This is a genomic window from Ruegeria sp. HKCCE4148 (assembly GCF_017872495.1).
GTDB lineage: Bacteria > Pseudomonadota > Alphaproteobacteria > Rhodobacterales > Rhodobacteraceae > Ruegeria.
On the sequence record NZ_JAEDOS010000005.1, the window covers coordinates 43,751 to 68,770 of the forward strand.

Annotated in this window: 25 protein-coding genes; 18 read left to right on the plus strand and 7 right to left on the minus strand. The window is 58.0% G+C overall.

Going from position 1 to position 25,020, the window contains the following annotated elements:
• Window positions 1–5: 5 nt before the first annotated feature.
• From coaBC to I9187_RS15020, 3 genes are all read right to left on the minus strand, one after another.
• Window positions 6–1,202, minus strand: coding sequence for a bifunctional phosphopantothenoylcysteine decarboxylase/phosphopantothenate--cysteine ligase CoaBC (coaBC, locus tag I9187_RS15010; protein WP_171179237.1), 1,197 nt, complete (start codon window positions 1,200–1,202; stop codon window positions 6–8).
• Between the two features lie 63 nt (window positions 1,203–1,265).
• Window positions 1,266–2,090, minus strand: coding sequence for a ChaN family lipoprotein (locus I9187_RS15015; protein ID WP_171179235.1), 825 nt, complete (start codon window positions 2,088–2,090; stop codon window positions 1,266–1,268).
• On the minus strand, window positions 2,087–2,965 hold the full coding sequence (locus I9187_RS15020) for an RNA polymerase factor sigma-32 (protein ID WP_171179233.1): 879 nt from the start codon (window positions 2,963–2,965) through the stop codon (window positions 2,087–2,089). Before I9187_RS15020 ends, I9187_RS15015 begins: the two co-directional genes overlap by 4 nt.
• Before the next feature lie 100 nt (window positions 2,966–3,065).
• Between I9187_RS15020 and cobU the strand changes: the two genes are divergently transcribed.
• Genes cobU through I9187_RS15040 form a run of 4 tightly spaced genes read left to right on the plus strand, consistent with a single transcriptional unit; the run spans window position 3,066 to window position 6,667 of the window.
• On the plus strand, window positions 3,066–3,587 hold the full coding sequence (cobU, locus tag I9187_RS15025) for a bifunctional adenosylcobinamide kinase/adenosylcobinamide-phosphate guanylyltransferase (RefSeq protein ID WP_171179231.1): 522 nt from the start codon (window positions 3,066–3,068) through the stop codon (window positions 3,585–3,587).
• Window positions 3,584–4,162 carry a histidine phosphatase family protein gene (locus I9187_RS15030; RefSeq protein ID WP_171179229.1) on the plus strand — a complete coding sequence of 193 codons (579 nt, stop codon included), beginning with the start codon at window positions 3,584–3,586 and terminating at the stop codon, window positions 4,160–4,162. Before cobU ends, I9187_RS15030 begins: the two co-directional genes overlap by 4 nt.
• Before the next feature lie 58 nt (window positions 4,163–4,220).
• On the plus strand, window positions 4,221–5,105 hold the full coding sequence (locus tag I9187_RS15035; RefSeq protein WP_171179227.1) for a glutathione S-transferase: 885 nt from the start codon (window positions 4,221–4,223) through the stop codon (window positions 5,103–5,105).
• 47 nt (window positions 5,106–5,152) lie between these two features.
• Window positions 5,153–6,667, plus strand: a complete 1,515-nt coding sequence (locus tag I9187_RS15040) for a YifB family Mg chelatase-like AAA ATPase (protein ID WP_171179225.1) — start codon at window positions 5,153–5,155, stop codon at window positions 6,665–6,667.
• Here I9187_RS15040 and gshB read toward each other — a convergent pair.
• The 3 genes from gshB to rsmI all read right to left on the minus strand — a co-directional run bounded on the left by gshB (window position 6,664) and on the right by rsmI (window position 8,888).
• A complete protein-coding gene (gene gshB / locus I9187_RS15045) occupies window positions 6,664–7,596 on the minus strand; it encodes a glutathione synthase (RefSeq protein ID WP_171179223.1) in 933 nt (310 codons plus the stop codon). The genes I9187_RS15040 and gshB overlap by 4 nt on opposite strands.
• Before the next feature lie 61 nt (window positions 7,597–7,657).
• Window positions 7,658–8,029, minus strand: coding sequence for a YraN family protein (locus tag I9187_RS15050; protein WP_171179221.1), 372 nt, complete (start codon window positions 8,027–8,029; stop codon window positions 7,658–7,660).
• A gap of 4 nt (window positions 8,030–8,033) precedes the next feature.
• Entirely contained in the window at window positions 8,034–8,888 is an 855-nt protein-coding gene (rsmI, locus tag I9187_RS15055) for a 16S rRNA (cytidine(1402)-2'-O)-methyltransferase (protein ID WP_171179218.1), read from the minus strand.
• Between the two features lie 88 nt (window positions 8,889–8,976).
• Here rsmI and I9187_RS15060 point away from each other — a divergent pair, with 88 nt between their 5' ends.
• From I9187_RS15060 to murJ, 3 genes are read left to right on the plus strand one after another with little or no spacing between them, the layout of a single operon-like run.
• Window positions 8,977–10,149: a penicillin-binding protein activator gene (locus I9187_RS15060; RefSeq protein ID WP_171179216.1), complete on the plus strand. Its 1,173-nt coding sequence runs from the start codon at window positions 8,977–8,979 to the stop codon at window positions 10,147–10,149.
• The gene (locus tag I9187_RS15065) at window positions 10,109–12,928 is read left to right on the plus strand and encodes a [protein-PII] uridylyltransferase (RefSeq protein WP_209509641.1); all 2,820 of its coding nucleotides are present in this window, start codon (window positions 10,109–10,111) and stop codon (window positions 12,926–12,928) included. Before I9187_RS15060 ends, I9187_RS15065 begins: the two co-directional genes overlap by 41 nt.
• On the plus strand, window positions 12,925–14,466 hold the full coding sequence (gene murJ, locus I9187_RS15070; RefSeq protein WP_209509640.1) for a murein biosynthesis integral membrane protein MurJ: 1,542 nt from the start codon (window positions 12,925–12,927) through the stop codon (window positions 14,464–14,466). The genes I9187_RS15065 and murJ overlap by 4 nt, the downstream gene beginning before the upstream one ends.
• Here the strand turns inward: murJ and I9187_RS15075 are convergent, their stop codons facing one another.
• Window positions 14,467–15,153 carry a rhomboid family intramembrane serine protease gene (locus I9187_RS15075; protein ID WP_171093608.1) on the minus strand — a complete coding sequence of 229 codons (687 nt, stop codon included), beginning with the start codon at window positions 15,151–15,153 and terminating at the stop codon, window positions 14,467–14,469.
• Between the two features lie 86 nt (window positions 15,154–15,239).
• Here I9187_RS15075 and trpS point away from each other — a divergent pair, with 86 nt between their 5' ends.
• From trpS to I9187_RS15130, 11 genes are all read left to right on the plus strand, one after another.
• On the plus strand, window positions 15,240–16,268 hold the full coding sequence (gene trpS, locus I9187_RS15080) for a tryptophan--tRNA ligase (protein ID WP_171179210.1): 1,029 nt from the start codon (window positions 15,240–15,242) through the stop codon (window positions 16,266–16,268).
• A 59-nt stretch (window positions 16,269–16,327) separates the two neighbouring features.
• Window positions 16,328–17,191 (plus strand): branched-chain amino acid aminotransferase, encoded by an 864-nt coding sequence (locus I9187_RS15085; RefSeq protein ID WP_171179208.1) that lies wholly within the window; start codon window positions 16,328–16,330, stop codon window positions 17,189–17,191.
• A gap of 77 nt (window positions 17,192–17,268) precedes the next feature.
• Complete coding sequence (locus I9187_RS15090; RefSeq protein ID WP_171179206.1) at window positions 17,269–17,724, plus strand: universal stress protein; 456 nt, start codon at window positions 17,269–17,271, stop codon at window positions 17,722–17,724.
• A 9-nt stretch (window positions 17,725–17,733) separates the two neighbouring features.
• Window positions 17,734–18,327 (plus strand): 2-hydroxychromene-2-carboxylate isomerase, encoded by a 594-nt coding sequence (locus tag I9187_RS15095; protein ID WP_171179204.1) that lies wholly within the window; start codon window positions 17,734–17,736, stop codon window positions 18,325–18,327.
• 69 nt (window positions 18,328–18,396) lie between these two features.
• A complete protein-coding gene (locus I9187_RS15100; protein WP_171179202.1) occupies window positions 18,397–18,960 on the plus strand; it encodes a NifU family protein in 564 nt (187 codons plus the stop codon).
• On the plus strand, window positions 18,950–19,540 hold the full coding sequence (gene tsaB / locus I9187_RS15105; RefSeq protein WP_171179200.1) for a tRNA (adenosine(37)-N6)-threonylcarbamoyltransferase complex dimerization subunit type 1 TsaB: 591 nt from the start codon (window positions 18,950–18,952) through the stop codon (window positions 19,538–19,540). Before I9187_RS15100 ends, tsaB begins: the two co-directional genes overlap by 11 nt.
• Window positions 19,537–19,950: a GNAT family N-acetyltransferase gene (locus I9187_RS15110; RefSeq protein ID WP_171179198.1), complete on the plus strand. Its 414-nt coding sequence runs from the start codon at window positions 19,537–19,539 to the stop codon at window positions 19,948–19,950. The genes tsaB and I9187_RS15110 overlap by 4 nt, the downstream gene beginning before the upstream one ends.
• Window positions 19,951–20,108: 158 nt before the next feature.
• Entirely contained in the window at window positions 20,109–21,107 is a 999-nt protein-coding gene (locus tag I9187_RS15115) for a BMP family ABC transporter substrate-binding protein (protein WP_171234928.1), read from the plus strand.
• Between the two features lie 87 nt (window positions 21,108–21,194).
• Entirely contained in the window at window positions 21,195–22,724 is a 1,530-nt protein-coding gene (locus tag I9187_RS15120) for an ABC transporter ATP-binding protein (RefSeq protein WP_171179194.1), read from the plus strand.
• Between the two features lies 1 nt (window position 22,725).
• Window positions 22,726–23,820 carry an ABC transporter permease gene (locus I9187_RS15125; protein ID WP_171179192.1) on the plus strand — a complete coding sequence of 365 codons (1,095 nt, stop codon included), beginning with the start codon at window positions 22,726–22,728 and terminating at the stop codon, window positions 23,818–23,820.
• Window positions 23,820–24,788 carry an ABC transporter permease gene (locus I9187_RS15130; protein ID WP_171179190.1) on the plus strand — a complete coding sequence of 323 codons (969 nt, stop codon included), beginning with the start codon at window positions 23,820–23,822 and terminating at the stop codon, window positions 24,786–24,788. The genes I9187_RS15125 and I9187_RS15130 overlap by 1 nt, the downstream gene beginning before the upstream one ends.
• The last annotated feature ends 232 nt before the right edge of the window (window positions 24,789–25,020 follow it).

Here is a 25,020-nt window from a genome sequence, read left to right on the forward strand (position 1 = left end):
TTCCTTCAGCCTGCCAATGCGTCCGCGATCTTTGCCGCCAGACGCCGGGCAACTTCGTCCTTGCCCAAGCGCGGCCATTCTTCGGTGCCACTGCCCGAGATCAGAATGACTGCATTCTCGGACCCACCCATGATGCCGGTTGCCGGGCTGACATCGTTCGCAACGATCCAATCGCAGCCTTTGCGAAGGCGCTTGGCGGTGGCGTGTTCAACCACATCGTCTGTTTCAGCCGCAAAACCAACCACCAGCGGCGGGCGGCCCACTGCCAACTGGGATACACGTTTCAAAATGTCCGGGTTTTCGGCAAATTCCAGAACCGGCAGGCCATCTCGGCTTTTCTTCAGTTTCTTGTCCGATGCGCTTGCCACACGCCAATCCGCGACCGCCGCCGCGAATACACCCGCATCGACGGGCAGAGCGGTATCGACCGCGTCAGACATCTGTTGCGCCGTCTCAACGGGTACGACCTGTACACCTGCCGGAGGGGGCACGTCGGCAGGGCCAGTGACAAAAATCACCTCGGCCCCCAAATGCGCCAGTGCCCGCGCCACAGCAGCACCCTGCGCACCGGACGACCGGTTCGCGATATAGCGCACCGGATCAATCGGTTCATGCGTCGGGCCAGACGTCACCAGCACGCGTTTGCCAGCCAAAGGTCCCGCAGTCAGCTGTGCCTCAATCGCCGCGACAATTTCCAGCGGTTCAGACATGCGTCCCGGGCCGAATTCGCCGCAGGCCATGTCACCCTCATTTGGCCCGACAAAGCGTACCCCATCGGCTTGAAGCTGCTTGAGGTTGCGTTGCGTGGCCGGGTGGTCCCACATCCGTACATTCATCGCGGGCGCGCAAAGAACGGGCGTGTCCGTCGCCATCAAAAGGGTCGACGCCATATCGTTGGCCAGCCCAGAGGCCATCTTGCCCATAAGATCTGCCGTTGCGGGGGCGACAACGATCAGATCGGCCGAGCGCGACAATTGAATATGCCCCATCTCGGCCTCATCGGTAAGATCGAACAGATCGCGATAGACTTTCTCTCCGGCCAACGCAGACACTGACAAAGGCGTCACAAATTCTTCCGCTGCACGGGTCAGAACCGGTGTCACAGCAGCCCCACGCTCTCGCAGCCTGCGGATCAGATCCAGCGACTTATAGGCCGCAATCCCGCCGCCGATTATCAGCAGAATACGTTTGGATGACAGCATGTTCAGCCCTTCCTGTGCCGGTCGGCCCTGACATTAGGCAAGGCCAGCAGGTAGTTCCAGCGATTAATTCTGCACCTGAAACGCCGCACAGGGGTCTTCACGCTCTATCGACGGGCTGTCGATTACCAAGTCGAAGTCGCCATCGATAATGCCATCTTCGGATTGCCCTACCGCAACCACTTTCCATCCTGGCTGAAGGCGCGCAAGATAAGTCGGGATACCCCGATCTGTCCGCGCGTGGCCATTGCCTGTGATAACCGCAACCGGCCCTCCGGTTTCCTCCATGGCGCGCACCACCGCACGGGCCAAAACCGCATCGCGCAAGCGTTGGATCGCAACCATCTGCGGCAGCATTTCAACTGGCAAAGCATCGCAATGAGCGGCCAGTTGATCCGCCTCCCGCGCGGATTGTTCCTCGGGCGACAGCGGCACGGTCAGACCATACCGTGCCGCGTCTGCGCCCAAAGCCGTCGCCGCACCGCGTTCCATCGCTGCGCGCGCAGCTGTGCGGGGCACCATTGCCCCATAGACGGGCGCACTTGAGGCTTGGAAAACCGGGTAATACATACTGAGCGGAGGCCACCCGCTTTCGGCCCATTTAAGGATGCGCCCCAGTTCATCAGGGTCAGACACTGCCTTTTGCGACAGCCGCTGAGCACCCTCTTCTGTCACCATCTCCCATACAACGGCCGAGGGTGACAGCGCTTCAAGTGCTTCGGCCTGTATGTGGTGGTGCCTGGGGTTGTCATGTACTTCGCCCAAAATCACCACATCGACGCCCCGCATCGCTGTCAGAACGTCATCAGGGATCAAATCCTTCGCCGCGCCTGAACGCGCGGCGAAAACCGTAAGGCCAAGAACACACACAAGAATCGCAACATGTTTCATGCGATGAAGTGTTGCACCTCGCGCGACTGGGCTTCAAGGTTCTTACGCATTTTTGAAAACGCCGCGGCTTCTAGTTGGCGCACGCGCTCCTTGGACAATCCCAGTTCATCGCCCAAGCTCTCCAACGTTCTGGCGGGTTCGCGCAACTTGCGTTCGCGCACGATGAAACGTTCGCGGTCGTTCAGCGCATTCATCGCGGTCAGCAACCACTCGCGCAGTTGAGCTGTGTCATGGCTGTGCTCAACAGAATCCGCAGCCTGTTCGCGATCATCCTCTAACGCATCGATCCACTCGCGCCCGTCTTCGTCCGCAGACTGAACCGCGTTCAGCGAAAAATCCGAACCGGACAAACGCCCTTCCATCATTTCCACGTCGCGCAGAGGAACGCCAATCTCGGTAGCAATCATCTGATGCAGCTGGTGTCGATCCAACTCCAAGCCTTCGGTCGCCGCCTCACGCTCTAGCCGTGCCTGCACCCGCCGCATGTTGAAAAACAAGGACTTTTGGGATGAGGTGGACCCAGTCCGCACCATGGACCAGTTCCGCATCACATAATCCTGGATGCTCGCCTTGATCCACCACACGGCATAAGTCGAAAAACGCACACCACGGTCCGGGTCGAACTTGTCTGCCGCTTTCATCAGGCCCAACCCGGCCTCTTGAATAAGATCATTCATCGGCGCGCCATAGCGTTTGAATTTGGCTGCCATCGAAATGGCCAGACGCATATAAGCGGTAATTAGACGGTGCAAAGCCTGTTCATCACGGTCATCCCGCCAGGCGTACGCCAGTTTGAGTTCTGTTTCCGCATCCAGCAGCTCGGCCTTCATCGCTTGCCGGGACATCGAAAAGTCTGTCGCATTATCCAGTGCCATAAACCTCTCCCCTGTTTTGCAGGCGCTGGCCGGACTTGCTTTGCCGACCTATGACCTTTACGCAAAACAGCACCAATCGGATCAACTAAAGGTAAGAATTGTGTCTCCAGATTTAACCTTGGTTCTGGGTGGAGCCTCCTCGGGCAAGTCGGTTTTCGCTGAGGAACTAGTTGTTTCCGCTGGGAAAAGCCGCGTTTACCTCGCGACATCACAAGTGTTTGATAACGAGATGCGCCAGAAGGTTGATCGCCATCTCGTGCAACGCGGCGACGGCTGGAGCACGGTTGAAGAACCCCTTGATCTGGGGCCGGTTCTGGCCCGCTTGTCCCAAGATCAGATTTGCCTGATTGATTGCGCTACAATGTGGCTGAGCAATCATCTGCTGGCGGACACGGATCTGGAAACGGCACAGACCAACCTGCTGGATGCCCTGAACGACTGCCCAGCCCAGGTTGTGATTGTCTCGAACGAGGTAGGTTACGGGATCGTCCCGGACAACGCCCTCGCTCGTCAATTCCGCGAGGCGCAGGGGCGGCTGAACATCGCCTTGGCGGCGCAGGCGGATCTGGTCGTACAGGTGACAGCCGGATTACCATCTGTTCTTAAAGGCCAATTGCCATGACACGCCTGCATCTTGTCCGCCATGGGCCGACACATGCAAAAACCATGGTCGGTTGGTCAGATCTGCCTGCGGACCTGAGCGACACAGCAGCCTTGAGACGCCTGCATGATCATCTGCCGTCCGAGGCACTTGTGATCTCTTCCGACTTGTCTCGTGCCGTGGACACTGCCTCAGCCATTCAGGGCCCGCGCCGGCGCTTGCCTCATAACCCTGACCTTCGTGAGATTCATTTTGGCAGCTGGGAACTGCGTGGTTTCGCCGATATCGAAGCAGAAGATCCGGAGCTGGCTTTCGCTTATTGGGATAATCCTGGGGATGTCCGCCCTCCGCAGGGCGAAAGCTGGAACGATGTCCGATCCCGGGTCGATGCCGCAATCGACATGCTTTTAGCCGAGTACACGGGGCGCGATCTGGTGATCGTCGCGCATTTCGGCGTGATCCTCACGCAAGTGCAACGCGCTTTGGATCTGGACGGGCAGCAGACCTTTTCGCACCGGATCGACAATCTGTCTGTCACGGACATCGGCTTGGAAGACAACACATGGTCGGTCGGCAAGATCAATCACCTTCCGTGAACTGACCCCGCACAAATCACTGTTTTACTGTGCCACCGGCCTGCGGCATCGTTCAAGCATGACTTATGATTTGTATATCGGTGACCGCCTCTTCTCCAGCTGGTCGATGCGCGGCTGGTTGATGCTTGAGAAGTTCAAACTGCCTTATCGCAGCCACATGATCGGCCTTTATTCGGGCAGCATGAAACAAGACATGGAACCGCTGACCCCGGCCCGACTGGTTCCCGCGCTGCGTCTGCCCGAAGGGACGGTTGTAGGCGAAAGCCTAGCCATGGCCGAGACGCTGGCCGAGCGTCACCCTGAAGCTGGGCTGTGGCCTGCAGATCCCGCAGCGCGGGCAACCGCCCGCTGGCTTTGCGCTGAGATGGTTGCAGGGTTCAGCGCCCTCCGCGGCCAATGCCCGATGCAATTACAGCATGTGTGGCAAGGATTTGCCCCGTCATCCCAGACGTTAGCCGATCTTGAACGGATTGAGACGCTCTGGGCGCACGCGCGGCGTATCTCTGGTGCGCAAGACGGCCCGTTGTTCGGTGATTATTCGCTGGCGGATGTGTTCTATACGCCTGTTGCTGCACGGATCATCGGCTACGGGCTGCCAGTGTCCGAGGCGAACCGGATCTATTGTTTAGACCTCCTGTCGGACCCAGCCGTCAGACAATGGCGCGCAATGGGTATGACAGTTCAATACAATCCATTCCCCTATCCGCAGGAGTTGTCATCAATGCCCTGGCCGGTCGGAGGGGACTCGAACGCCAAACCGGTATCAGGCGGCCCTTCCCTCAACGAGGCTTGTCCGTACTCCGGCAACCCGGTTGCGGATTTTATGGAATTGGATGGCCAATGCTGGGGGTTCTGCAATCCGTTCTGCCGCGACAAAACCGTGGCTGATCCCGGCGCATGGCCCAAATTCACCGCCTTGCGCATGTCCGTTAACGACTCTTAAACCACACCCATGGCAGCAACGTCCTGTTAACCAAGAACAGGACTGCCATGGTCGCCCGTGCACATACCGTTGCCTTCCAAGGGGTCGATGCCCGCCCGGTCGAAGTGCAATGCGCCGTATCCCCCGGCCTGCCCGCCTTTTCCATCGTGGGCCTGCCAGACAAGGCGGTATCCGAAGCCCGCGACCGCGTGCGCAGCGCGCTGAGCGCGATGGCAATCGCCTTGCCCTCAAAGCGGATCACCATCAACCTGTCCCCCGCCGACCTACCCAAGGAAGGCAGCCATTTCGACCTGCCCATAGCCGTCGCGCTGTTGTCGGCCTTAGAGATCATTCCAGCCGACGCCGCAGAAAGCACCGTAGCGTTGGGAGAGCTTTCGCTCGACGGATCTTTGGTCCCGGTGGTCGGTGCTCTGCCTGCGGCAATGACTGCGGCATCTGATGACCGGATGTTGCTTTGCCCCCGCGCCTCCAGCGCCGAGGCGGCATGGGTTGACGCAACGCAGGTGATCGGCGCGGGATCTCTGGGCGACGTTGTGCGCCATTTCTCGGGCCAATCCCCCCTACCAGCCGCACAGCCCGGCGAGGTAAACCTGACGCCCAGCGCGCGGGATCTGCGTGATGTAAAAGGGCAGGAGCGCGCCAAACGCGCCCTGGAGATCGCTGCCGCAGGTCGTCACCATCTGATCATGATCGGAACGCCGGGATCGGGTAAATCCATGCTGGCCGCGCGGCTTCCCGGCATCCTGCCGCCCCTGACCGCAGTCGAAGCTTTAGAGACCTCGATGATCCAGTCTTTGTGCGGTTTGCTGGACGAAGGCGGCATCAATCGCACGCGCCCGTTTCGCGAGCCCCACCATACGGCCTCGATGGCCGCAATCGTTGGGGGCGGCAAAGGCGCGAAACCCGGTGAGATTTCGCTGGCTCATAACGGCGTGCTGTTCATGGATGAATTTCCTGAGTTTCCACGCACCGTTCTGGAAACGTTGCGCCAACCCATCGAAACCGGTGAAGTTATGGTGGCGCGCGCCAATGCGCATGTGAAGTATCCTTGCCGGCTCATGCTAGTGGCCGCTGCCAACCCTTGCAAATGCGGTTATCTGACAGACCCCTCTCGTGCCTGCTCACGCGCGCCGGGCTGTGGCGAGGACTATCTGAACCGCATATCAGGGCCGTTGATGGACAGGTTCGACCTGAGGATTGAAGTACCGCCGGTGGAATTCACTGATCTTGACTTGCCGCCATCCGGCGACAGCTCTGCTACGGTTGCTGAACGGGTCGAAAACGCCCGCGCCATTCAGGCGAACCGATTTCAAGACACCCCACATATGCGCCAAAACGCGGATGCAGAAGGGAAGGTTCTGGAAGAGATCGCAACACCCGATGCAGAAGGTAAAGAGCTGTTGCTGAAAGCGGCAGACCGGTTTGGCCTGTCCGCCCGCGCGTTTCATCGCATTCTGCGCGTGGCGCGCACAATTGCCGATTTGGAAGGATCCGCAAACGTCCACAGATCGCACGTAGCCGAGGCGCTGAGCTTTCGCATCAGCGCCCGGGTCATGGCTTAGATTTTGGCTTCGATGGCCTGCCAGATTTTTTCGGCAATGTTGACGCCGTCAAAGCGCTCAAGCTCTTGAATGCCGGTGGGTGAGGTCACGTTGATCTCGGTCAGATAGTCGCCAATCACGTCGATACCGACAAAGATCTGACCTTTTTCTTTAAGCAGGGGGCCGATGGCCGCGCAGATCTCAAGATCACGCTCTGACAAGCCAATCTTTTCCGGACGCCCGCCTACATGCATGTTGGATCGCGTTTCACCTGCGGCAGGAACCCGGTTGATCGCACCAACAACTTCGCCGTCGACCAAAATCACCCGCTTGTCGCCATTGCTGACGTCCGGCAGAAATTTCTGCACGATCAGAGGCTCACGCGAGAAGCCCGTGAACAACTCGTGCAGAGACGTCAGGTTTCGATCATTGGCATCCAAACGGAACACGCCTGCGCCGCCATTGCCATAAAGCGGTTTGAGGATGATATCGCCATGCTTTTCCTTGAACGCTTTGATCGTTTGCAGATCACGCGCGATCGTTGTCGGCGGTGTCAGGTCAGGGAAATCCAGCACCAGCAGCTTTTCCGGATAGTTACGCACCCAGAAAGGGTCGTTGACCACAAGCGTCTGACCCTTGAGACGATCCAGCAAATGCGTGGACGTGATGTAGTGCATGTCAAACGGAGGGTCCTGTCGCAACCAGACCACATCGAAATCAGCCAGATCAACCTCGCGTTCGGGTCCCAAGACGGCCGGATCACCTGCGACCCGCTGCACTGTCATGTCGTGGCCACGCGCTGTGATGCGGCCTTCCTGATAGACCAGTTGATCCGGCCCGTAGAAAAACAGCGAATGCCCGCGCGCCTGCGCCTCTTCCGCCAGTCGGAATGAGCTGTCGGCGTTGATGTCCACGGCCCCGATCGGGTCCATTTGAAAGGCGATTTTCATGGCGTGTCCCTCAGTTTCACGCCAGATACATGGCCCAGCAGGCCCTGGGGTTCAATGGGGCTTAGGCGTGACCAAAGGCGTTTTCGATGATTTGAACTGCGCCAGACCCATCCACCAGAGCCGCGTCAAAGCGCGCTTCGGTGAGTTGCCCGTTTGGTTCTTTTTCTAGAAACTGAGCAGCCGAAGCGTAGATTCGATCAATCTGTCTGGCGCTGATCCGGGCCGCCGCCTTTTCAAAACTACTGCTTTTCTTGACTTCGATGAACACAAGCCCAGCCCCGTTGCGCGCGATCAGATCGATTTCACCGCCCGGGCCGCGCCAGCGTCTATGCAGAATGGTCAAGCCGCGGCGCTCATAATCCTCAGCAACCCGAAGCTCTGCCGCCTGCCCGGCGTGGTAGGAAACAGAGCCCTGATTTGTCCGCCGACCCATGTCATCATTTTCCCAGTTTCAGAGCTTTCTGGTAAATCGGTCGGCGCGGCAGGTCATACATTTTTGAAACAAGATCTGCCGCATCCCGAACCGAGTGGCTTTCCAACGCTCGCTTCAAAGCCTCTTCTACGTCAGATTCATTAACGCTTTGCGAATGGCTACGATCCACAAGCACAACGATTTCACCTTTGACTGACTTGCCTTGGTACTCCTCGGCCAAATCGGCCAGGGTTGCTCGGCGAATCTCTTCGAATTTTTTGGTCAATTCGCGGCACAACGCCGCCTGACGGTCTGCCCCCAGCACCAAGGCCAGATCTGACAAGCTGGCGGATACACGTTTTGGGGACTCATAAATCACAAGCGTGCCCGGAATGTCCTTCAATGCCTCAATCCGGGCGCGGCGTGCGCCGGCTGCATTGGGCAGAAATCCTGTAAAAAAGAAGGCATCTGTCGGAAGACCCGCCAATGTCAGCGCTGTCAAGGCAGCCGACGCGCCGGGGGCGCAGGTCACCGTGTGCCCGGCCTCAGCCGCCTGCTTGCCCAGATCATAACCCGGATCCGCAATAAGCGGCATTCCGGCCTCGGACGCATAGGCAACCGATTGCCCTTGAGCCAGCGCCTCCATGATTTTGCCGCGCGCGCCTGCACCGCTGTGGTCGTGATAGGCTTGAATCCGGCGCCCCTCGAGCGGGATGCCGTGGATTTCCATCAATCGGCGCAGGCTTCGGGTGTCCTCCGCTGCGATCACGTCGGCAGATGCCAGAACATCCAAGGCCCTGAGCGTAATGTCGCGCGCGGTTCCGATCGGAGTGGCAACAAAATACAGGCCCGCAGTCAATCTGATCTTTTGGAAATTCAAAGCTGGACCCTCACAGCGTGACGTTTATTATCGCGGCTCGACAGAACAGAAGCATTCATAGCCGTCGGATCAGGGAGTTTTCATTTAGATGTTCACCGTTTGCAAGCCCGTTAGCAAGTTGGCGAAAGCCGCCGCTGCCCTGACAACCGCGGCGTTTCTGGCCGCCTGTGAACCCGGCGGCCTTGGGGGTGGACCTTCGATCAATACTTCTGCTCCGGTTCCGGTGGCCCTGCTTGTCCCCAGCGGGTCTGGCCAGTCAGGCGATGCGGCATTGGCGCAAAGTCTGGAAAATGCCGCGCGTCTGGCAATGTCTGATCTGCCCAATGTGACAATTGACCTGCGCGTTTACGACACTGCCGGAAACCCGAACACGGCAACGGCCGTGGCCCAGCAAGCCGTTGCGGATGGTGCCAAGATCATTATCGGCCCGGTCTATGCGCAGGCCGCAAATGCCGCCGGGTTGGCGGTGTTGAGTAACAACGTCAACGTTCTTTCGTTTTCGAACAACACCAGCATCGCAGGCGGCAACGTCTTTGTCCTGGGCCCAACATTCGACAATACGGCCAACCGGCTGGCGAGCTTTGCGGGCAGTCAGGGCAAGGTCAACACGGTGATCGTGCACAGCAACGACGCCGCAGGCCAATTGGGCCAAGCTGCGATTGCCAACGCGCTGGCCAGCAGCCCGGTCAACAACGCCGGCACTGTTGGCTACGACCGCTCGCAGCAGGGCGTTATCAACTCGGTGCCCACAATCAAAGCAACAGTTGATTCGACCGGAGCCGATTCGATTTTCCTAACTGCTACGACGGCGGGTGCCCTGCCATTGTTCTCGCAATTGTTGCCCGAGGCCGGAGTTTCTCAGGCCACGACGCAATTCATCGGTCTGACACGCTGGGATATTCCTCCGCAAACATTGGAACTGCCGGGTGTACAAGGCGGCTGGTTTGCGCTGCCCGATCCGTCCAAGGCACAGGCATATCGCCAACGTTACAACGCGACATATGGCGAAGCGCCCCACCCGATCAGCGGTTTGGCCTATGATGGTATTGCTGCCATCGGGGCTCTGGTCAGCCAAGGCAAATCCGACGCTCTGACCTCTGCGGCCCTGACTCAGAACGCCGGCTTCCAGGGCGTCGGCGGCATCTTCCGTCTGCGTCCGAACGGCACCAACGAACGCGGCCTGGCGGTCGCCACGATCCAGAACAAACAGGTGGTTGTTATTGACCCTGCCCCACAAAGCTTCTCTGGCGCCGGCTTCTGATCAGCCGGGCGTCAGCCCTTTGCCTAAGAGCTCATTAATCTGCCCCGCCGAAGACATCTTCGACAGTGCCAACGTCAACGACGCGCTGGCGCTGGCGTTTGAATCATGCACAGACAACAGCAAAGTACGGGCCGAAACGGTGCGTATCCTGCGCGATGCGCAAAAAGCCGGGCGCGCGGCGATTGCCGAAGCCTTTGGCAAACAGCCTTTCGAGGCCCGCGCACTGACACGGTCCTACACCTATCTGACGGATCAGTTGGTCGGAACGGCAATGCAGGTGTCCAGCACACGCCTGCATCCGCTTGCGACACCCACCCAAGGTGAAAAGATCGCGGTTCTGGCGGTCGGCGGTTACGGGCGTGGGGAAATGGCGCCATCGTCGGATGTCGACCTGCTGTTCCTGACCCCCTATAAAATCACAGCCTGGGCCGAAAGCGTCATTGAATCGATGCTATACATTTTGTGGGACCTGCGGCTAAAGGTCGGGCATTCGTCGCGTACGATCAAAGACTGCTTGCGGCTGGGCTCCGAGGATTTCACGATCCGCACCGCCATGTTGGAACAACGCTATCTGGCAGGCGACAAGGCGCTGGCGGACGATTTGGATCAACGCCTGAAAAACGAGTTGTTCAAAGGGACCGAACGTGAATTCATCGAAGCCAAGCTGAAGGAACGGGACGAGCGGCACCTGAAACAAGGTGAGCGCTACATGGTCGAACCGAATGTGAAAGAAGGCAAAGGCGGTTTGCGTGACCTTCAATCGCTCTATTGGATCGCAAAATATGTCTATGGCGTGCAGGACGTGGCCGAATTGGTTCCATTAGGTCTGTTCACCCCAGAAGAGTTTGAGACCTTTGTTCAGGCCGAAGAGTTCCTGTGGGCCGTCCGGTCTCATCTGCATTTGGTGACGGGCCGCGCCACCGAACAGCTGACTTTCGACATGCAGGTCGAGGTGGCCGCACGCATGGGCTATGAAGACCGCGCCGGTCGCCGCGCAGTCGAGGTGTTCATGCAGCGCTATTTCCGCGAGGCCACCCGTGTGGGCGAACTGACTCGGATTTTCCTGACCAAGCTCGAAGCGCTCCACATGAAAAGCGCACCGTTGCTTGAGCGTATTTTCCGCAGAAGCCCAAGAGTAAAGGCCGGGTACAAAGTGATCCACGGACGTCTGGACGTGGCGGACCCGGAAACATTCCTGCTGGACAAGGTAAACCTACTGCGTCTGTTCGAAGAAGGGCTGCGCACCGGCATGTTGATCCATCCCGACGCGATGCGGCTGGTTAGCGCCAACCTGCATCTGATCGACGATGAAATGCGCAACGACAAAGAAGCCAAACGCATTTTTCTGGATCTGATGCTGAAACATGGCAACCCGGAACGTGCCTTGCGCCGGATGAACGAACTGGGCGTCCTATCAGCCTTCTTGCCCGAGTTCGAACACATCGTAGCGATGATGCAGTTCAACATGTATCACAGTTATACGGTGGACGAGCATACCATCCAGTGCATCGTCAATCTGGCCCAGATCGAACGCGAAGAACTGGTGGAATCCCTGCCTCTTGCCTCTTCGATCCTTAAACGTGGTGTCAACCGAAAGGTGTTGTACGTCGCGTTGCTGTTGCATGACATCGCCAAAGGTAGCCCCGAGGATCACTCGATTCTGGGCGCGCAGATCGCACGCAAGGTGGCCCCGCGGCTGGGGCTGAGCAAATCGGAATCCGAAACCGTTGAGTGGCTGGTGCGGTATCACCTGCTGATGTCAGACATGGCGCAAAAACGCGACATTTCAGACCCACGAACCGTTCGGGACTTTGCCAAGGCTGTTCAGACGGTCAAACGGCTGGACCTGCTGACGGTTCTCACCGTTTGCGACATCCGCGGCGTGGGCCCCAACACTTGGAACAATTGGAAAGCCACATTGCTACGCGCCCTTCATGCGGAAACCAAGCGCGCGCTGGAAACCGGTATGGAAGATCTCAACCGCGCCAATCGCGGGGCTGAGGCAAAGAAAGCCCTACGTGCGGAACTGGCGGGATGGACCAAGGCGGACCTAAAAACGGAAACAGCGCGCCACTATGATCCCTATTGGCAGGGTCTCAACTTGGCGACGCATGTCGAATTCGCTGAGATGCTGCGCGCACTGGAACACGGCGGCGATCCGGGCGCGATGGAAATCAGGCTTGAACCAGACGAAGATCGTGACGCAACGCGAGCCTGTTTTGCGATGGGCGATCACCCTGGCATCTTTGCACGTATTGCCGGGGCTCTGGCTCTTGTCGGCGCAAACGTCGTGGATGCCCGCAGTTACACAACCAAGGACGGATACGTCACAGACGCGTTCTGGATTCAGGACGCCGAAGGACGCCCCTTCGAAGCCGCGCGCCTGCCCCGTCTGACACAGATGATCCACAAGACGCTGCGCGGGGAAGTGGTTGCCAAGGAAGCCCTGAAATCACGCGACAAGATCAAGAAACGTGAACGGGCTTTTAACGTGCCGACCCATATCACTTTCGACAATGATGGGTCCGAAATCTACACGATCATCGAAGTTGATACGCGCGACCGCCCCGGCTTGCTGTATGACCTGACCCGGACACTGGCGGCGGCGAATGTCTATATCGCAAACGCCGTGATCGCGACGTATGGAGAACAGGTGGTTGACGCCTTTTATGTCAAGGACATGTTCGGACTGAAATACCATTCGGAGAGCAAGCAACGCGGGCTGGAGGCGAAGCTGCGCAAGGCGATCACCGAAGGCGCTGAGCGTGCGGCCTCATGAAGCAAATCCGGTTGATTTCGGGCTTTTTCACAGTTGGCTTCTGGACACTCGCCAGCCGCATACTGGGGTTTTTGCGGGAAATTCTGCTGACCGCCCTCATTGGCCCTGGGCCGGTTATGGACGCGTTTGTTGCAGCCTTCCGCCTGCCGAACATGTTCCGCCGCTTTTTTGCCGAAGGTGCCTTTAACGCGGCCTTTGTGCCCATGTTCTCGAAGCGGCTGGAAGCGGGCGAGAATCCGCAGGGCTTTGCGCAGGATGCGTTCAATCTTTTGGCGCTTGCCGTTCTGGCACTGGTCGGACTTGCGCTGATTTTCATGCCCGGTCTGGTTTGGCTGACAGCCGAAGGTTTCTATGGCGACGAACGGTTCGATTTGGCGGTGGATTATGGGTATGTTGTCTTTCCTTACATCCTGTTCATGTCTCTGGCCGCGCTCTTTTCTGGCGTCCTGAACGCAACGGGGCGGTTCGCGGCCGCAGCTGCCGCACCAGTTTTGTTGAACATCTTTGCCTGCACGGCGCTGATCGCCGGAGCCCTATCAGGCGGCGAGGTAATTCGGTGGCTGATCTCAGTGATTCCGGTTGCGGGCGTCGCTCAATTGGCGCTGGTTTGGGTCGCAACCGAACGTGCCGGCATTCGTATCCGGCCCGGTCTGCCTAAACTGACGCCCGAGATGCGCCGTATGGTCCGCATCGCGGTCCCCGCAGCTCTGGCGATGGGGGTCACGCAGGTCAATCTGGTTGTAGGGCAATTGGTGGCGTCGAAAACAGAAAAGGCCGTGAGCTGGTTGTTTGCGGCAGATCGGCTTTATCAACTGCCACTCGGCGTGGTCGGTATCGCGATCGGTATTGTTCTGCTGCCCGACCTGTCGCGCCGTCTGCGCGCCGAAGACAAAGAAGGCGCGCGCAACGCGTTTTCCCGTGCCGGAGAGTTCATGCTGCTGCTGACCCTGCCTTCGACGGTGGCGTTTCTGGTCATCCCGAACCCGCTGGTCTCAGTCCTATTCGAGCGGGGGCAATTCACCACCGAGGATACCACAGCCACAGCGTTGGCCGTTGCCATCTATGGCATCGGACTACCTGCATTCATGCTGCAAAAACTGTTGCAGCCTCTGTATTTCGCGCGCGAGAATACGCGTTCTCCGTTTCACTATGCTGTTGTGGCAATGATCGTGAATGCGGCTTTGGCGTTTGGCCTCTTCCCGTTTGTGGGCTGGATCGCACCCGCCATTGCCGCCTCCACAGCGGGTTGGGCCATGGTCGTTTTGTTGGCCATCGGGGCGCGCAACATGGGAGACGAAGCCCGGTTCGATGACCGGTTCAAACAGCGCGCGGGCCGGATCGTGCTTGCCTCTATCGGAATGGGCGCGGTTTTGTACATGGCGCTTCAGGCGTTTGGGTGGACGCTGGGCGTTCCCGGTTGGCGCTATCTGGCGCTGCTTGTCCTGATTTGTGTCGCGGCGGCCTCTTATTTCAGTCTGGGCCACCTCTTGGGCGCATTCAAACTGTCCGAGTTCAAACGCGCCCTGCGTCGATCCTGATCAGTCGCGGCGTATGCGCCCAACGATACGATCCCAGGCGCCGGGTGCGACAAGGAAAGATACTCCGAAACCGGTGGCAAACCCGCCCAGATCGGCGACCCACTCCCAGTTGCCGCCGAAGATCAGACCAAACAGGAATTGAATGCCCATCAGGACGGCAATGAGTTGAAAAGCCCGCGCCTGATTTGCGCCAACCAAGGATAGTTTGCGCCACAACAACCAGGTAAATGCGCCGATCAGGCCGTAAACCGGAGGAAACCCTCCGATCAGGGGATAGCGGGGATCCAACAGAACGGCATAAGCCAACGCGCCCCCGATCCCTGAGACGACAAAGATCAACAGCATGGGGAAGCCGCCAAACACTTCACCGACCATCTTGCCCATGGCCAGAACGAAGACGCAAACAAACACCGCCTGCGTGAAATTGGCCGAGACAAACGGATAGGTCACGAACCGGATCACATGTTCAAACGGCCAGCGCCCGTTCAGCACCATCCAGTCGAAGATATCCGCCGAAAACGCATAGTGTTGTATCGCGTCCAGCCGCCAGCCGACCGCTGTTGGCCCTCCGACCAAACCGCGCGATCCCAGCGTAAAAGCGAGTTCAATGCCGATGATGAACAGAACCAGCGCCACAACAACGGGCGGCAAAGGGTTCACGGCGGGTGTGTAATGCTCACTGCTCATTGGGCGGGCCTTTCGCGGCTGTTGACGTCCCTGTGCCTCATGGGTAAGCGACGGGGGCTGATTTTTCCAGACGGGAGTTCCCTTCGATGACCGAGACCCAGTTCACGCCGCGCGTGTTTTCCGGCATCCAGCCTTCGGGCGGGCTGACCCTGGGCAACTATCTGGGCGCAATGAAGCGCTTTGTGGATATGCAGGGTGCAGATTTCGAAACCATCTATTGCATGGTCGATCTGCACGCGATCACCACATGGCAGGACCCCGCAGCGCTGTCCCACAACACCCGTGAACTGTGCGCAGGTTTTATCGCGGCGGGCATCGACCCTGAACAGTCGATCCTGTTCAACCAAAGCCAGGTGCCCGAACATGCGCAACTGGGCTGGATCTTTAACTGCGTTGCCCGGATGGGGTGGATGCAACGGATGACCCAGTGGAAGGACAAGGCAGGCAAGAACCAGCAGAACGCTTCGCTGGGGCTTTTTGCCTACCCGTCGCTGATGGCGGCTGACATTCTGATCTATCACGCGACCCATGTGCCGGTCGGTGAGGATCAGAAACAGCACCTTGAGTTGACCCGTGATATTGCGATTAAATTCAACAACGACTTTGGCGTCGATTTCTTTCCCGTTACCGAGCCGGTAATCGAAGGCGCGGCCACCCGCGTCATGAGCTTGCGGGACGGGTCCAAGAAAATGTCAAAATCCGATCCGTCGGACATGAGCCGGATCAACCTGACCGACGATGCTGACGCGATTGCCAAGAAAATCCGCAAGGCCAAGACCGACCCGGACGCGCTGCCGTCGGATGTTGACGGGCTGGGGGATCGCCCCGAAGCACGCAATCTGGTCAATATTTACGCGGCCCTGAACGACCAAAGCGTGGAACGGGTTCTGGCAGATGTAGGTGGCAAGCAGTTTGGTGACTTCAAACCGATGCTGGCCGATCTGGCGGTGGCGAAACTGGCGCCGATTTCGACCGAAATGTCTCGTTTGATGGCAGATCAGGCCGAGATTGACCGGATTCTGGCCCGTGGGGCCGAACGCGCGCGTGAGATCGCAGCTCCGATCCTGCAAAAGACCTACAAAATCGTGGGTATGGTTGGATCAGGAACGCGCTGATTGGGCTGGACCTTCGCCTGACGCGCTCCTAGGGTTTGCCTGAATAACAGGAGGGCGTCATGGCAACCGGCAAGAACATCCGGACCTATTTTGAAGGGCAATGGCACGAGGGCGATGCGCCCATCATGCGCGCAGCCGATCACGGTGCCTGGCTGGGTTCGTCCGTCTTTGACGGCGCACGGTATTTTGACGGCCTTGCGCCCGACTTGCATGCGCATTGCGCACGGGTGAACCGGTCCGCCGAGGCCTTGATGCTGACCCCGACCCTCACAGCCGAACAGATGGTCGAACTGGTACACGAAGGATTGCAGGCTTACGGCCCGGACACAGCTGTCTATATCCGCCCAATGTACTGGGGGATCGACGGGGACCAAACCGCGATCGTCCCTCAGGAAAACAGCACCGGTTTTGCCATTTGCCTGGAAGAGATACCAATGGCACCAGAGACCGCCTCGGTCACACTGACAACGACACGCTTCCGCCGTCCTGTGCTGGAAAGTGCGGTCGTAAATGCCAAGGCCGGTTGCCTGTACCCCAACAACGCACGCATGCTGCATGAGGCACGATCCAAAGGGTTCTCGAACGCTCTGGTTGCTGATGCGATGGGGAACGTGGCCGAAACCGCTACGGCCAACATATTCATGGTCAGAGATGGCGAAGTGTTTACGCCCGCCCCGAATGGCACATTTCTGGCGGGGATCACGCGGGCGCGGCACATCAAGAATCTGCGCGAGGATGGTGTGACGGTTCACGAGACTGTTCTGAGCTTTGAGGATTTTCACGAGGCGGACGAAGTGTTCATGTCCGGCAATATGAATAAGGTCACGCCGGTTACCGCTCTGGACGATACACAATTTCAGGTTGGCCCTATTGCCCGTCGCGCTCGTGGACTTTACTGGGATTGGGCTGCAAGCCAACGCTAGCTCAGCGTTGCGGACGTCTCCAAGTTGCCAGCGCGCAACCTCTGGGGCATGATCCCTGAAACTTGAAGAGGACACCCATGCGTAAGTTTCTAGTTGTTCTGGATGACAGCAGCGAATGCTTGAATGCGATGCGATTCGCCGCAATGCGGGCTGCACATACCGGCGGCGGAGTGACGATCCTGTCGGTGATCCCACCGGACGAATTCAATCACTGGATCGGTGTTGCCGAAACCATGCGTGAGGAAGCGCGCGAACGTATCCATGCACATTTCGAGGTCTTCGCAAAATGGATGCGTGACAAACAAAACATCGAACCTGAGTTGGCCATTCGCGAAGGTGATCCGGTGTCGGAAATCATTGAACATGTCCAATCAGACCCCGAAATCGGCGTGCTTGTGCTTGGCGCAGGCACCGACAAGAAGGGCCCCGGTCCGCTGGTGACACAGTTGACGAAGAATTCGGGCAGCATGCCGCTTCCGATCACTATTGTCCCAGGCGATCTGAGCAAAGAAAAACTGGAAGAGATCACCTGAGGTTCAGAGATGGCGAAAACGATACAGTTCTGGTTCGAATTCGCCTCAACCTATTCCTATCTCAGCGCAATGCGGATCGAAACCGCGGCGCAAGCCAAGGGCGTTTCGATTGAATGGCACCCTTTTCTGCTGGGCCCGATTTTTGCCGATCAGGGCTGGCGGACCTCTCCTTTCAACCTCTACCCGGCAAAGGGGCGTTATATGTGGCGCGACATGGAACGCCTCTGTGCTGCACGGCAATTGCCGTTAGTGCAACCCGATCCCTTTCCGCAGAATTCTCTCGCTGCAGCGCGCCTGACGCTTGCCATTGAGGATCACGCGAAGAGGGCTGAATTTGTCAAGGCGGTCTATACTGCCGAATTTGGGGCCGGCCGCAATATCTCGGACCCAAACATACTGAAGGATTGTCTGAAAACGGCCGACCTGCCATCTGCCATACTGAGTCGTGCGCAGGACCCCGACGTCAAGGCGGCCCTTTTTGCGCAATCCACCCGCGCCAAAGAGCTTGACCTGTTCGGAGCACCCAGTTTTTTAGTCGGAGACGAGTTGTACTGGGGCGACGATCGTCTGGACGCGGCTTTGGATCATGCGGCCTCAATTTAGAACCGTTCCAAATCTTGACTTCCCGCGCCCCTGCGCGCATATCAGAGGCACATCAGACGGAGCTGCCTCATGTTCATCCAGACCGAATCCACCCCAAACCCGGCCACGTTGAAATTTCTGCCCGGCCAAACGGTGCTTGAGGCTGGAACTGCGGACTTCCCAACAGCGGAAGCGGGCGAGAAATCCCCTTTGGCCAAACGCATCTTTGCCGTCAACGGCGTAACGGGTGTGTTCTTCGGTAACGATTTTGTTACTGTAACCAAGTCTGACGACATTCAATGGGATCACATCAAACCCGCCATTCTGGGTGCGGTGATGGAACATTACCAATCGGGCCAACCTGTGATGGGCGCGGATGCGACTGCTGCATCTGGTCATGCAGAACACACTGGCGAAGACGCTGAAATCGTCAATCAGATCAAAGACCTGCTGGACAGCCGCGTGCGTCCGGCAGTGGCTCAGGACGGTGGTGACATTACTTTCCACGGCTTTGATCGCGGTATCGTTTACCTGCACATGCAAGGTGCCTGCGCAGGCTGCCCGTCTTCGACGCTGACGTTGAAGATGGGTATCGAAAACCTGCTGCGTCACTACATCCCCGAAGTGACCGAGGTCCGTCCTGTTGCCGTCTGACCCGACGATTCTGGCATTTGATACATCGGCCGCGCATTGCGCGGCCGCTTTGCTGCGTGGCGGTGAAATCGTTGCCTCTCGGGCCGAAGCAATGTCACGCGGGCAAGCCGAACGCCTAATGCCTTTGCTTGAAGAGCTACTTGCCCAGGCTGGGTGCACATGGTCCGATCTTGACGCCATCGGTGTAGGGATCGGCCCCGGCAATTTCACCGGCATTCGAATCTCGGTCTCTGCCGCGCGTGGGCTTGCCCTGGGTCTTGATGCTCCGGTCGTCGGCGTTTCAGGGTTTGATGCTTTGACGAAACTGAGCGATGCAAACCAACTCCCCTGTATCGCTGCGCCGCGCGATCAGGTTTATGTTCAAGTCCCCGGCAGCAAACCAAGCCTGATGCCAAAGAGCGAGGCCGAGGCGCTTGGGCCTTTGTTTTCCTGCCAGGACCCAGAGAAACAGGTCCAGGCCATTGCCCGCCTGACCGCTGAACGGTGGCACGATGTCAGCGAACCACCTGCGCCACTATACGTCAGACCTGCGGACGCAGCGCCCTCGCGTGATGTGTCACCGGTCTTGTTGGACGAATGACGCCGGACGAGATGGCATCGACTCATGTTGCTGCGTTCACGCAGTCGCGCCCTTGGTCCGCCAGTGAATTTGAAAGCCTGCTGGAGAACGCCTTTACCCACTATGTTGGAGACGCTCGCTGTTTTGCCTTGTATCAAGTTATCGCGGGCGAGGCCGAACTGCTGACAATTGCGACTCACCCCACGGTGCAACGACAGGGCCTAGCACTGCAAACAATGCGCAACTGGCACAAACGGGCCGCCGCGTTGCATGCAAGCCGGGCCTTTCTGGATGTGGCTGCGGATAATGAGCCTGCAATCGCGCTATACAAACGTTGTGGTTACCATCGTTGCGGGATGCGACCGAACTATTATTCGCGCGAAACGGGCCTAAAAGCCGACGCTCTGGTGATGGAATGCCGCCTGCCCTGAGGGCAAGGGGACATTTTTTGGACCATTTGGTCAGGAATCAATTGACCACGACGGTTGCAAACCCTCTTAATACCCGCCATCACAACAGTTATGCTCGCTAAACGTGGGTAAACGGGACTAATCTAATCCTGTGCCAACATAAAAACTGGGAGACCGAAATGACCCTGATGAAATCCTTGATGGGTGCTGCCGCTGCGGTTGCACTGACTGCGGGTGCCGCTCTGGCCGAACCGGCGCTGATCTTTGATCTGGGCGGCAAGTTCGACAAATCGTTCAACGAAGCGGCACATAACGGCGCACAGCGTTGGGCAAACGAAACCGGCGGCAAGTACCGCGAAATCGAATTGCAATCGGAAGCTCAGCGCGAGCAGGCCCTCCGCCGCTTTGCCGAAGCAGGCGCGAACCCGATCATCACCATGGGATTTGCCATGGCAGACCCTCTCAGCACGGTCGCACCTGACTATCCTGACACCAAATTTGTTGTTGTTGATGTAACCTGGCTGGACGCACCGAACCTTCGTCAGGTCGGCTTTGCCGAACACGAGGGCTCGTACCTTGTTGGAATGATGGCGGCCATGGCGTCTGAGTCCGGCACGGTTGGCTTCATCGGTGGTATGGATGTTCCACTTATCCGACACTTTGGGTGTGGCTATGCACAGGGCGCCAAAGCCGTTAACCCCGAGATCAACGTCATTGCCAACATGACAGGAACAACCCCAGCTGCATGGAACGACCCGGTAAAAGGGTCCGAGCTGACCAAAGCACAAATCAGCCAAGGCGCTGACGTGATTTATGCCGCGGCGGGCGGAACCGGTGTTGGCGTTCTGCAGACCGCAGCCGACGAAGGCATTCTGTCGATTGGCGTGGACAGCAACCAGAACCACCTGCATCCCGGAAAAGTTCTGACCTCGATGCTGAAACGTGTGGACGTTGCTGTTTATGAAGCGATGAAAGCAGGCGACAAGGTCGAAACTGGTGTGTTCGTCATGGGTCTGGCCGAAGACGGTGTTGGCGTGGCTATGGACGAAAACAACAAAGAGCTTGTTTCGGTTCGTATGAGCGACGCTGTGGATGAAGCCCGTAAAGGCATCATCAACGGCGATATCAGCGTTGTCAGCTATTACGAGAACGACAGCTGCCCCGCGCTGCAGTTCTAAGACACATGCGGGGCGGGGGTCTCCTCCGCCTCGCTTCCCACTCTGCCGCGCCGTCTGTGCGGCCCCTTCGGCAATTGAGGACAAGACATGACCGTCCCCGCCATTGAGCTCAAAGGGATTTCCAAAGCCTTTGGGCCGGTTCAGGCCAATAAAGACATTTCCATCAGCGTCGCCCCCGGTACGATCCATGGAATCATCGGAGAAAACGGTGCGGGCAAATCCACGTTGATGAGCATCCTTTTCGGCTTCTACAAAGCCGACAAAGGTGAGATTTGGATCAACGGTACCAAGACTGATATCCCGGACAGCCAGGCAGCCATCGCCTCGGGCATCGGGATGGTGTTCCAGCATTTCAAGCTGGTGGAAAACTTCACCGTTCTGGAGAACATCGTTCTGGGTGCCGAAGATGGCGGGTTGCTGGCCCCGTCTTTGGCCAAAGCCCGTAAAGAGCTGAAAGAGCTGGAAGAAGAATACGAGCTGTTCGTTGATCCTGACAAGCGCATCGATGAAATTGGCGTGGGCATGCAACAGCGTGTCGAGATCCTGAAAGCACTGTATCGCAAGGCCGAGATACTGATTTTGGACGAACCAACCGGCGTGCTGACTCCGGCTGAAGCAGATCAGTTGTTCCGCATTCTCGACCGCCTGCGGGCCGAGGGGAAAACGATCATCGTGATCACGCATAAACTGCGCGAGATCATGGAAAACACTGACACCGTGTCGGTTATGCGACGCGGGCAGATGACTGCGACTGTCAAAACGTCCGAAACCAGCCCTGAAGAGCTGGCCGAGCTGATGGTAGGCCGCAAGGTTCTGTTGCAGGTCGACAAGGTCCCTGCGAAACCCGGCAAACCCATCCTGGAAATTGAAAAGCTGAGCGTTTTCGACTCGGCTGGTGTGGAAAGGGTCAAGGGGATCGACCTCACAGTGCGCGCTGGTGAAATCGTCGGCATCGCCGGGGTGGCTGGCAACGGTCAATCAGAGTTGCTTGAAGTTCTGGGCGGTATGCGCCCGGGTCAGGGCACGATCAGACTGAACGGTCAGCCTCTGGCGCTGAGTGGCGCAGGTTCGGACGGTCAGGCCCGCCGCGCCCAGCATATCGCGCACGTGCCGGAAGACCGGCAGCGTGAAGGTTTGATTATGGACTTCCACGCGTGGGAGAACGTCGCCTTCGGCTATCACCGCGACCCTGCTTATAAACGCGGTATCTTTATGGACAATGCCGCCCTGCGTGCCGATACCGAGGCCAAGATCGAGAAATTCGATGTCCGGCCGCCCGACGCATGGCTGGCTGCCAAAAGTTTTTCAGGCGGCAACCAACAAAAAATTGTCGTCGCGCGCGAGATTGAGCGGAACCCAGACCTTCTGCTGGTCGGACAACCAACGCGCGGCGTAGATATCGGCGCGATCGAGTTCATTCACAAGCAGATCGTTGCGCTGCGCGATCAGGGCAAGGCAATCCTGCTGGTTTCGGTCGAACTGGAAGAGATATTTTCGCTATCCGACCGGATTGCGGTGATGTTTGATGGTCACATCATGGGCGAACGCCTGCCTCACGAAACAGATGAAAAAGAACTGGGCCTGTTGATGGCCGGTGTTGCGGGGGAGGCCGCGTAACATGGAAAAAATGCCCAAATGGGCCGATGTGATCCTGATCCCACTGATCAGTTTGCTTCTGGCCGCGATCCTGTCGGCGCTTGTGATTCTGGCCATCGGCGAGAACCCGATTGACGCTGTGAAGCTAATGGTAACTGGTGCGCTGGGGTCGACCTATGGTTGGGGCTACACGCTCTATTACGCGACCAACTTCATGTTCACCGGCCTTGCGGTAGCCGTCGCCTTTCACGCCCGGCTGTTCAATATCGGCGGTGAGGGTCAGGCCATGCTGGGCGGGCTTGGTGTCGCAATCATTTGTCTTACGATTCCGTGGCCGCACTGGAGCATTGCTTTGCTCGCTGCCTGCGCCGCTTCGGCCCTATTTGGTGCTGCCTGGGCTGCAATACCGGCCTATCTGCAAGCCAAGCGTGGCAGCCATATCGTGATCACCACGATCATGTTCAACTTCATCGCTGCCGCCGTCCTGAACTATATGCTGGTGAATGTCATGAAACCGGCCGGGTCACAGGACCCTGCAACGGCGCGCTTCCCCGAAGCCACGCACTTGCCGAGCTTCCAGTCGATGTTCTCGACAGCAGACAATGTTGTGTTCCGGGGGGCGCCTGCCAACATCTCGTTCTTTGTGGCAGTTCTGGCCTGTTTTGTAGTCTGGGCACTGATCTGGCGGACACGGCTGGGCTATGAGATTCGAGCCTATGGTCATTCTGAAACGGGTGCTGTTTACGCCGGCATTTCGCCTGTGCGGATCACTATCATTGCGATGCTGATTTCGGGTGGATTGGCAGGCATGATGGCCATCAACAACGTCATGGGTGAGGCTGAACGTCTGGTGCTGAACCCAACCGAAGGCGCTGGTTTTATCGGTATCGCCGTCGCGCTGATGGGCCGGTCACACCCATTTGGGGTTTTCCTGGCGGCGCTGTTGTTCGGGTTTCTTTATCAGGGCGGCGCGGAGCTGGCGCTTTGGACACAAATCCCGCGTGAACTGATCGTGGTTATTCAAGCCTTGGTCATTTTGTTCACCGGTGCGCTGGACAACATGGTACGCATGCCGCTTGAGAAACTTTTCCTTGGCATGCGGAAGAGGGCTGAGTGATGGAATTCTTCGTTACCCTCATCCAGGTACTGGATTCGACGATCCGCCTGTCCACGCCCCTGCTTCTTGCGTGTCTGGCTGGTCTTTTTTCGGAACGTGCAGGTATTTTTGACATTGGCCTCGAAGGCAAAATGTTGATGGCGGCGTTCTTTTCCGCAGCTATAGCAGCCGTCACGGGATCTGTCTGGCTGGGTTTGCTTGCTGGTATCGCATCCTCGTTGTTACTGTCCGGGCTGCACGGGTTGGCGTCGATCACCTTCCGAGGCAATCAGCTCATCTCGGGTGTGGCCATCAACTTTCTCGCCTCTGGGCTGACCGTTTTAATCGCCCAAAGCTGGTTTCAGCAAGGTGGGCGTACACCGTCCCTTTTTGGCGGAGGACGGTTCGAGCCCATCAATTTCCCGTTTGCAGAATCGCTCAGCAGTGTACCGATTGTTGGTCCGGTTTATTCCGAATTGCTCTCGGGTCATTCGATTCTGGTCTATGTGGCATTTCTGATGGTTCCAGCGACGTGGTGGGTCCTTTATCGCACACGGTTCGGCCTACGCTTGCGGGCAGTGGGCGAAAACCCGGCAGCGGTGGATACAGCAGGCGTGTCCGTGGTTGGCCTGCGTTTCGCGGCGGTGGCCATCTGCGGCGTCTTGTGCGGTATCGCGGGTGCCTATCTGGCCACTGCCTTGCAAGCTGGGTTCGTCAAAGAAATGACCGCCGGTCGCGGGTTCATCGCGCTGGCGGCGCTCATCTTTGCGAAATGGCGCCCTTGGCACGCCATGTGGGCTTGCCTGTTGTTTGGCCTTTTGCAAGCCATCGCACTGCGGTTCCAGAACATCGATCTGGGCGGGATCGTGATCCCGGTGCAGGTCATGGATGCCCTGCCCTATATCCTGACAGTTGTGATTCTGGCTGGATTCGTTGGCAAAGCTGTGCCCCCGCGTGCAGGTGGCGAACCCTATGTAAAGGAACGCTGATAAGTCCAGTTCAGGAACAATTCTGGGTCCTGTTCGCTGCAGAGCGGCATGCAGAGTTGATTTTGCATGCCGCACCCGCTCTAAGGGGGTATGCAAGTCTACCTGTCCATAACCAAAGATTCTGTCAGCCCTTCATTTATGTTGGGCGGTGCCGGCAGGATCGGAATTGATCTAACCTTGCATCCAGAAGACTTCTTTTGGCTCATCGAGCCTGGAGGCATGTGACAATGAT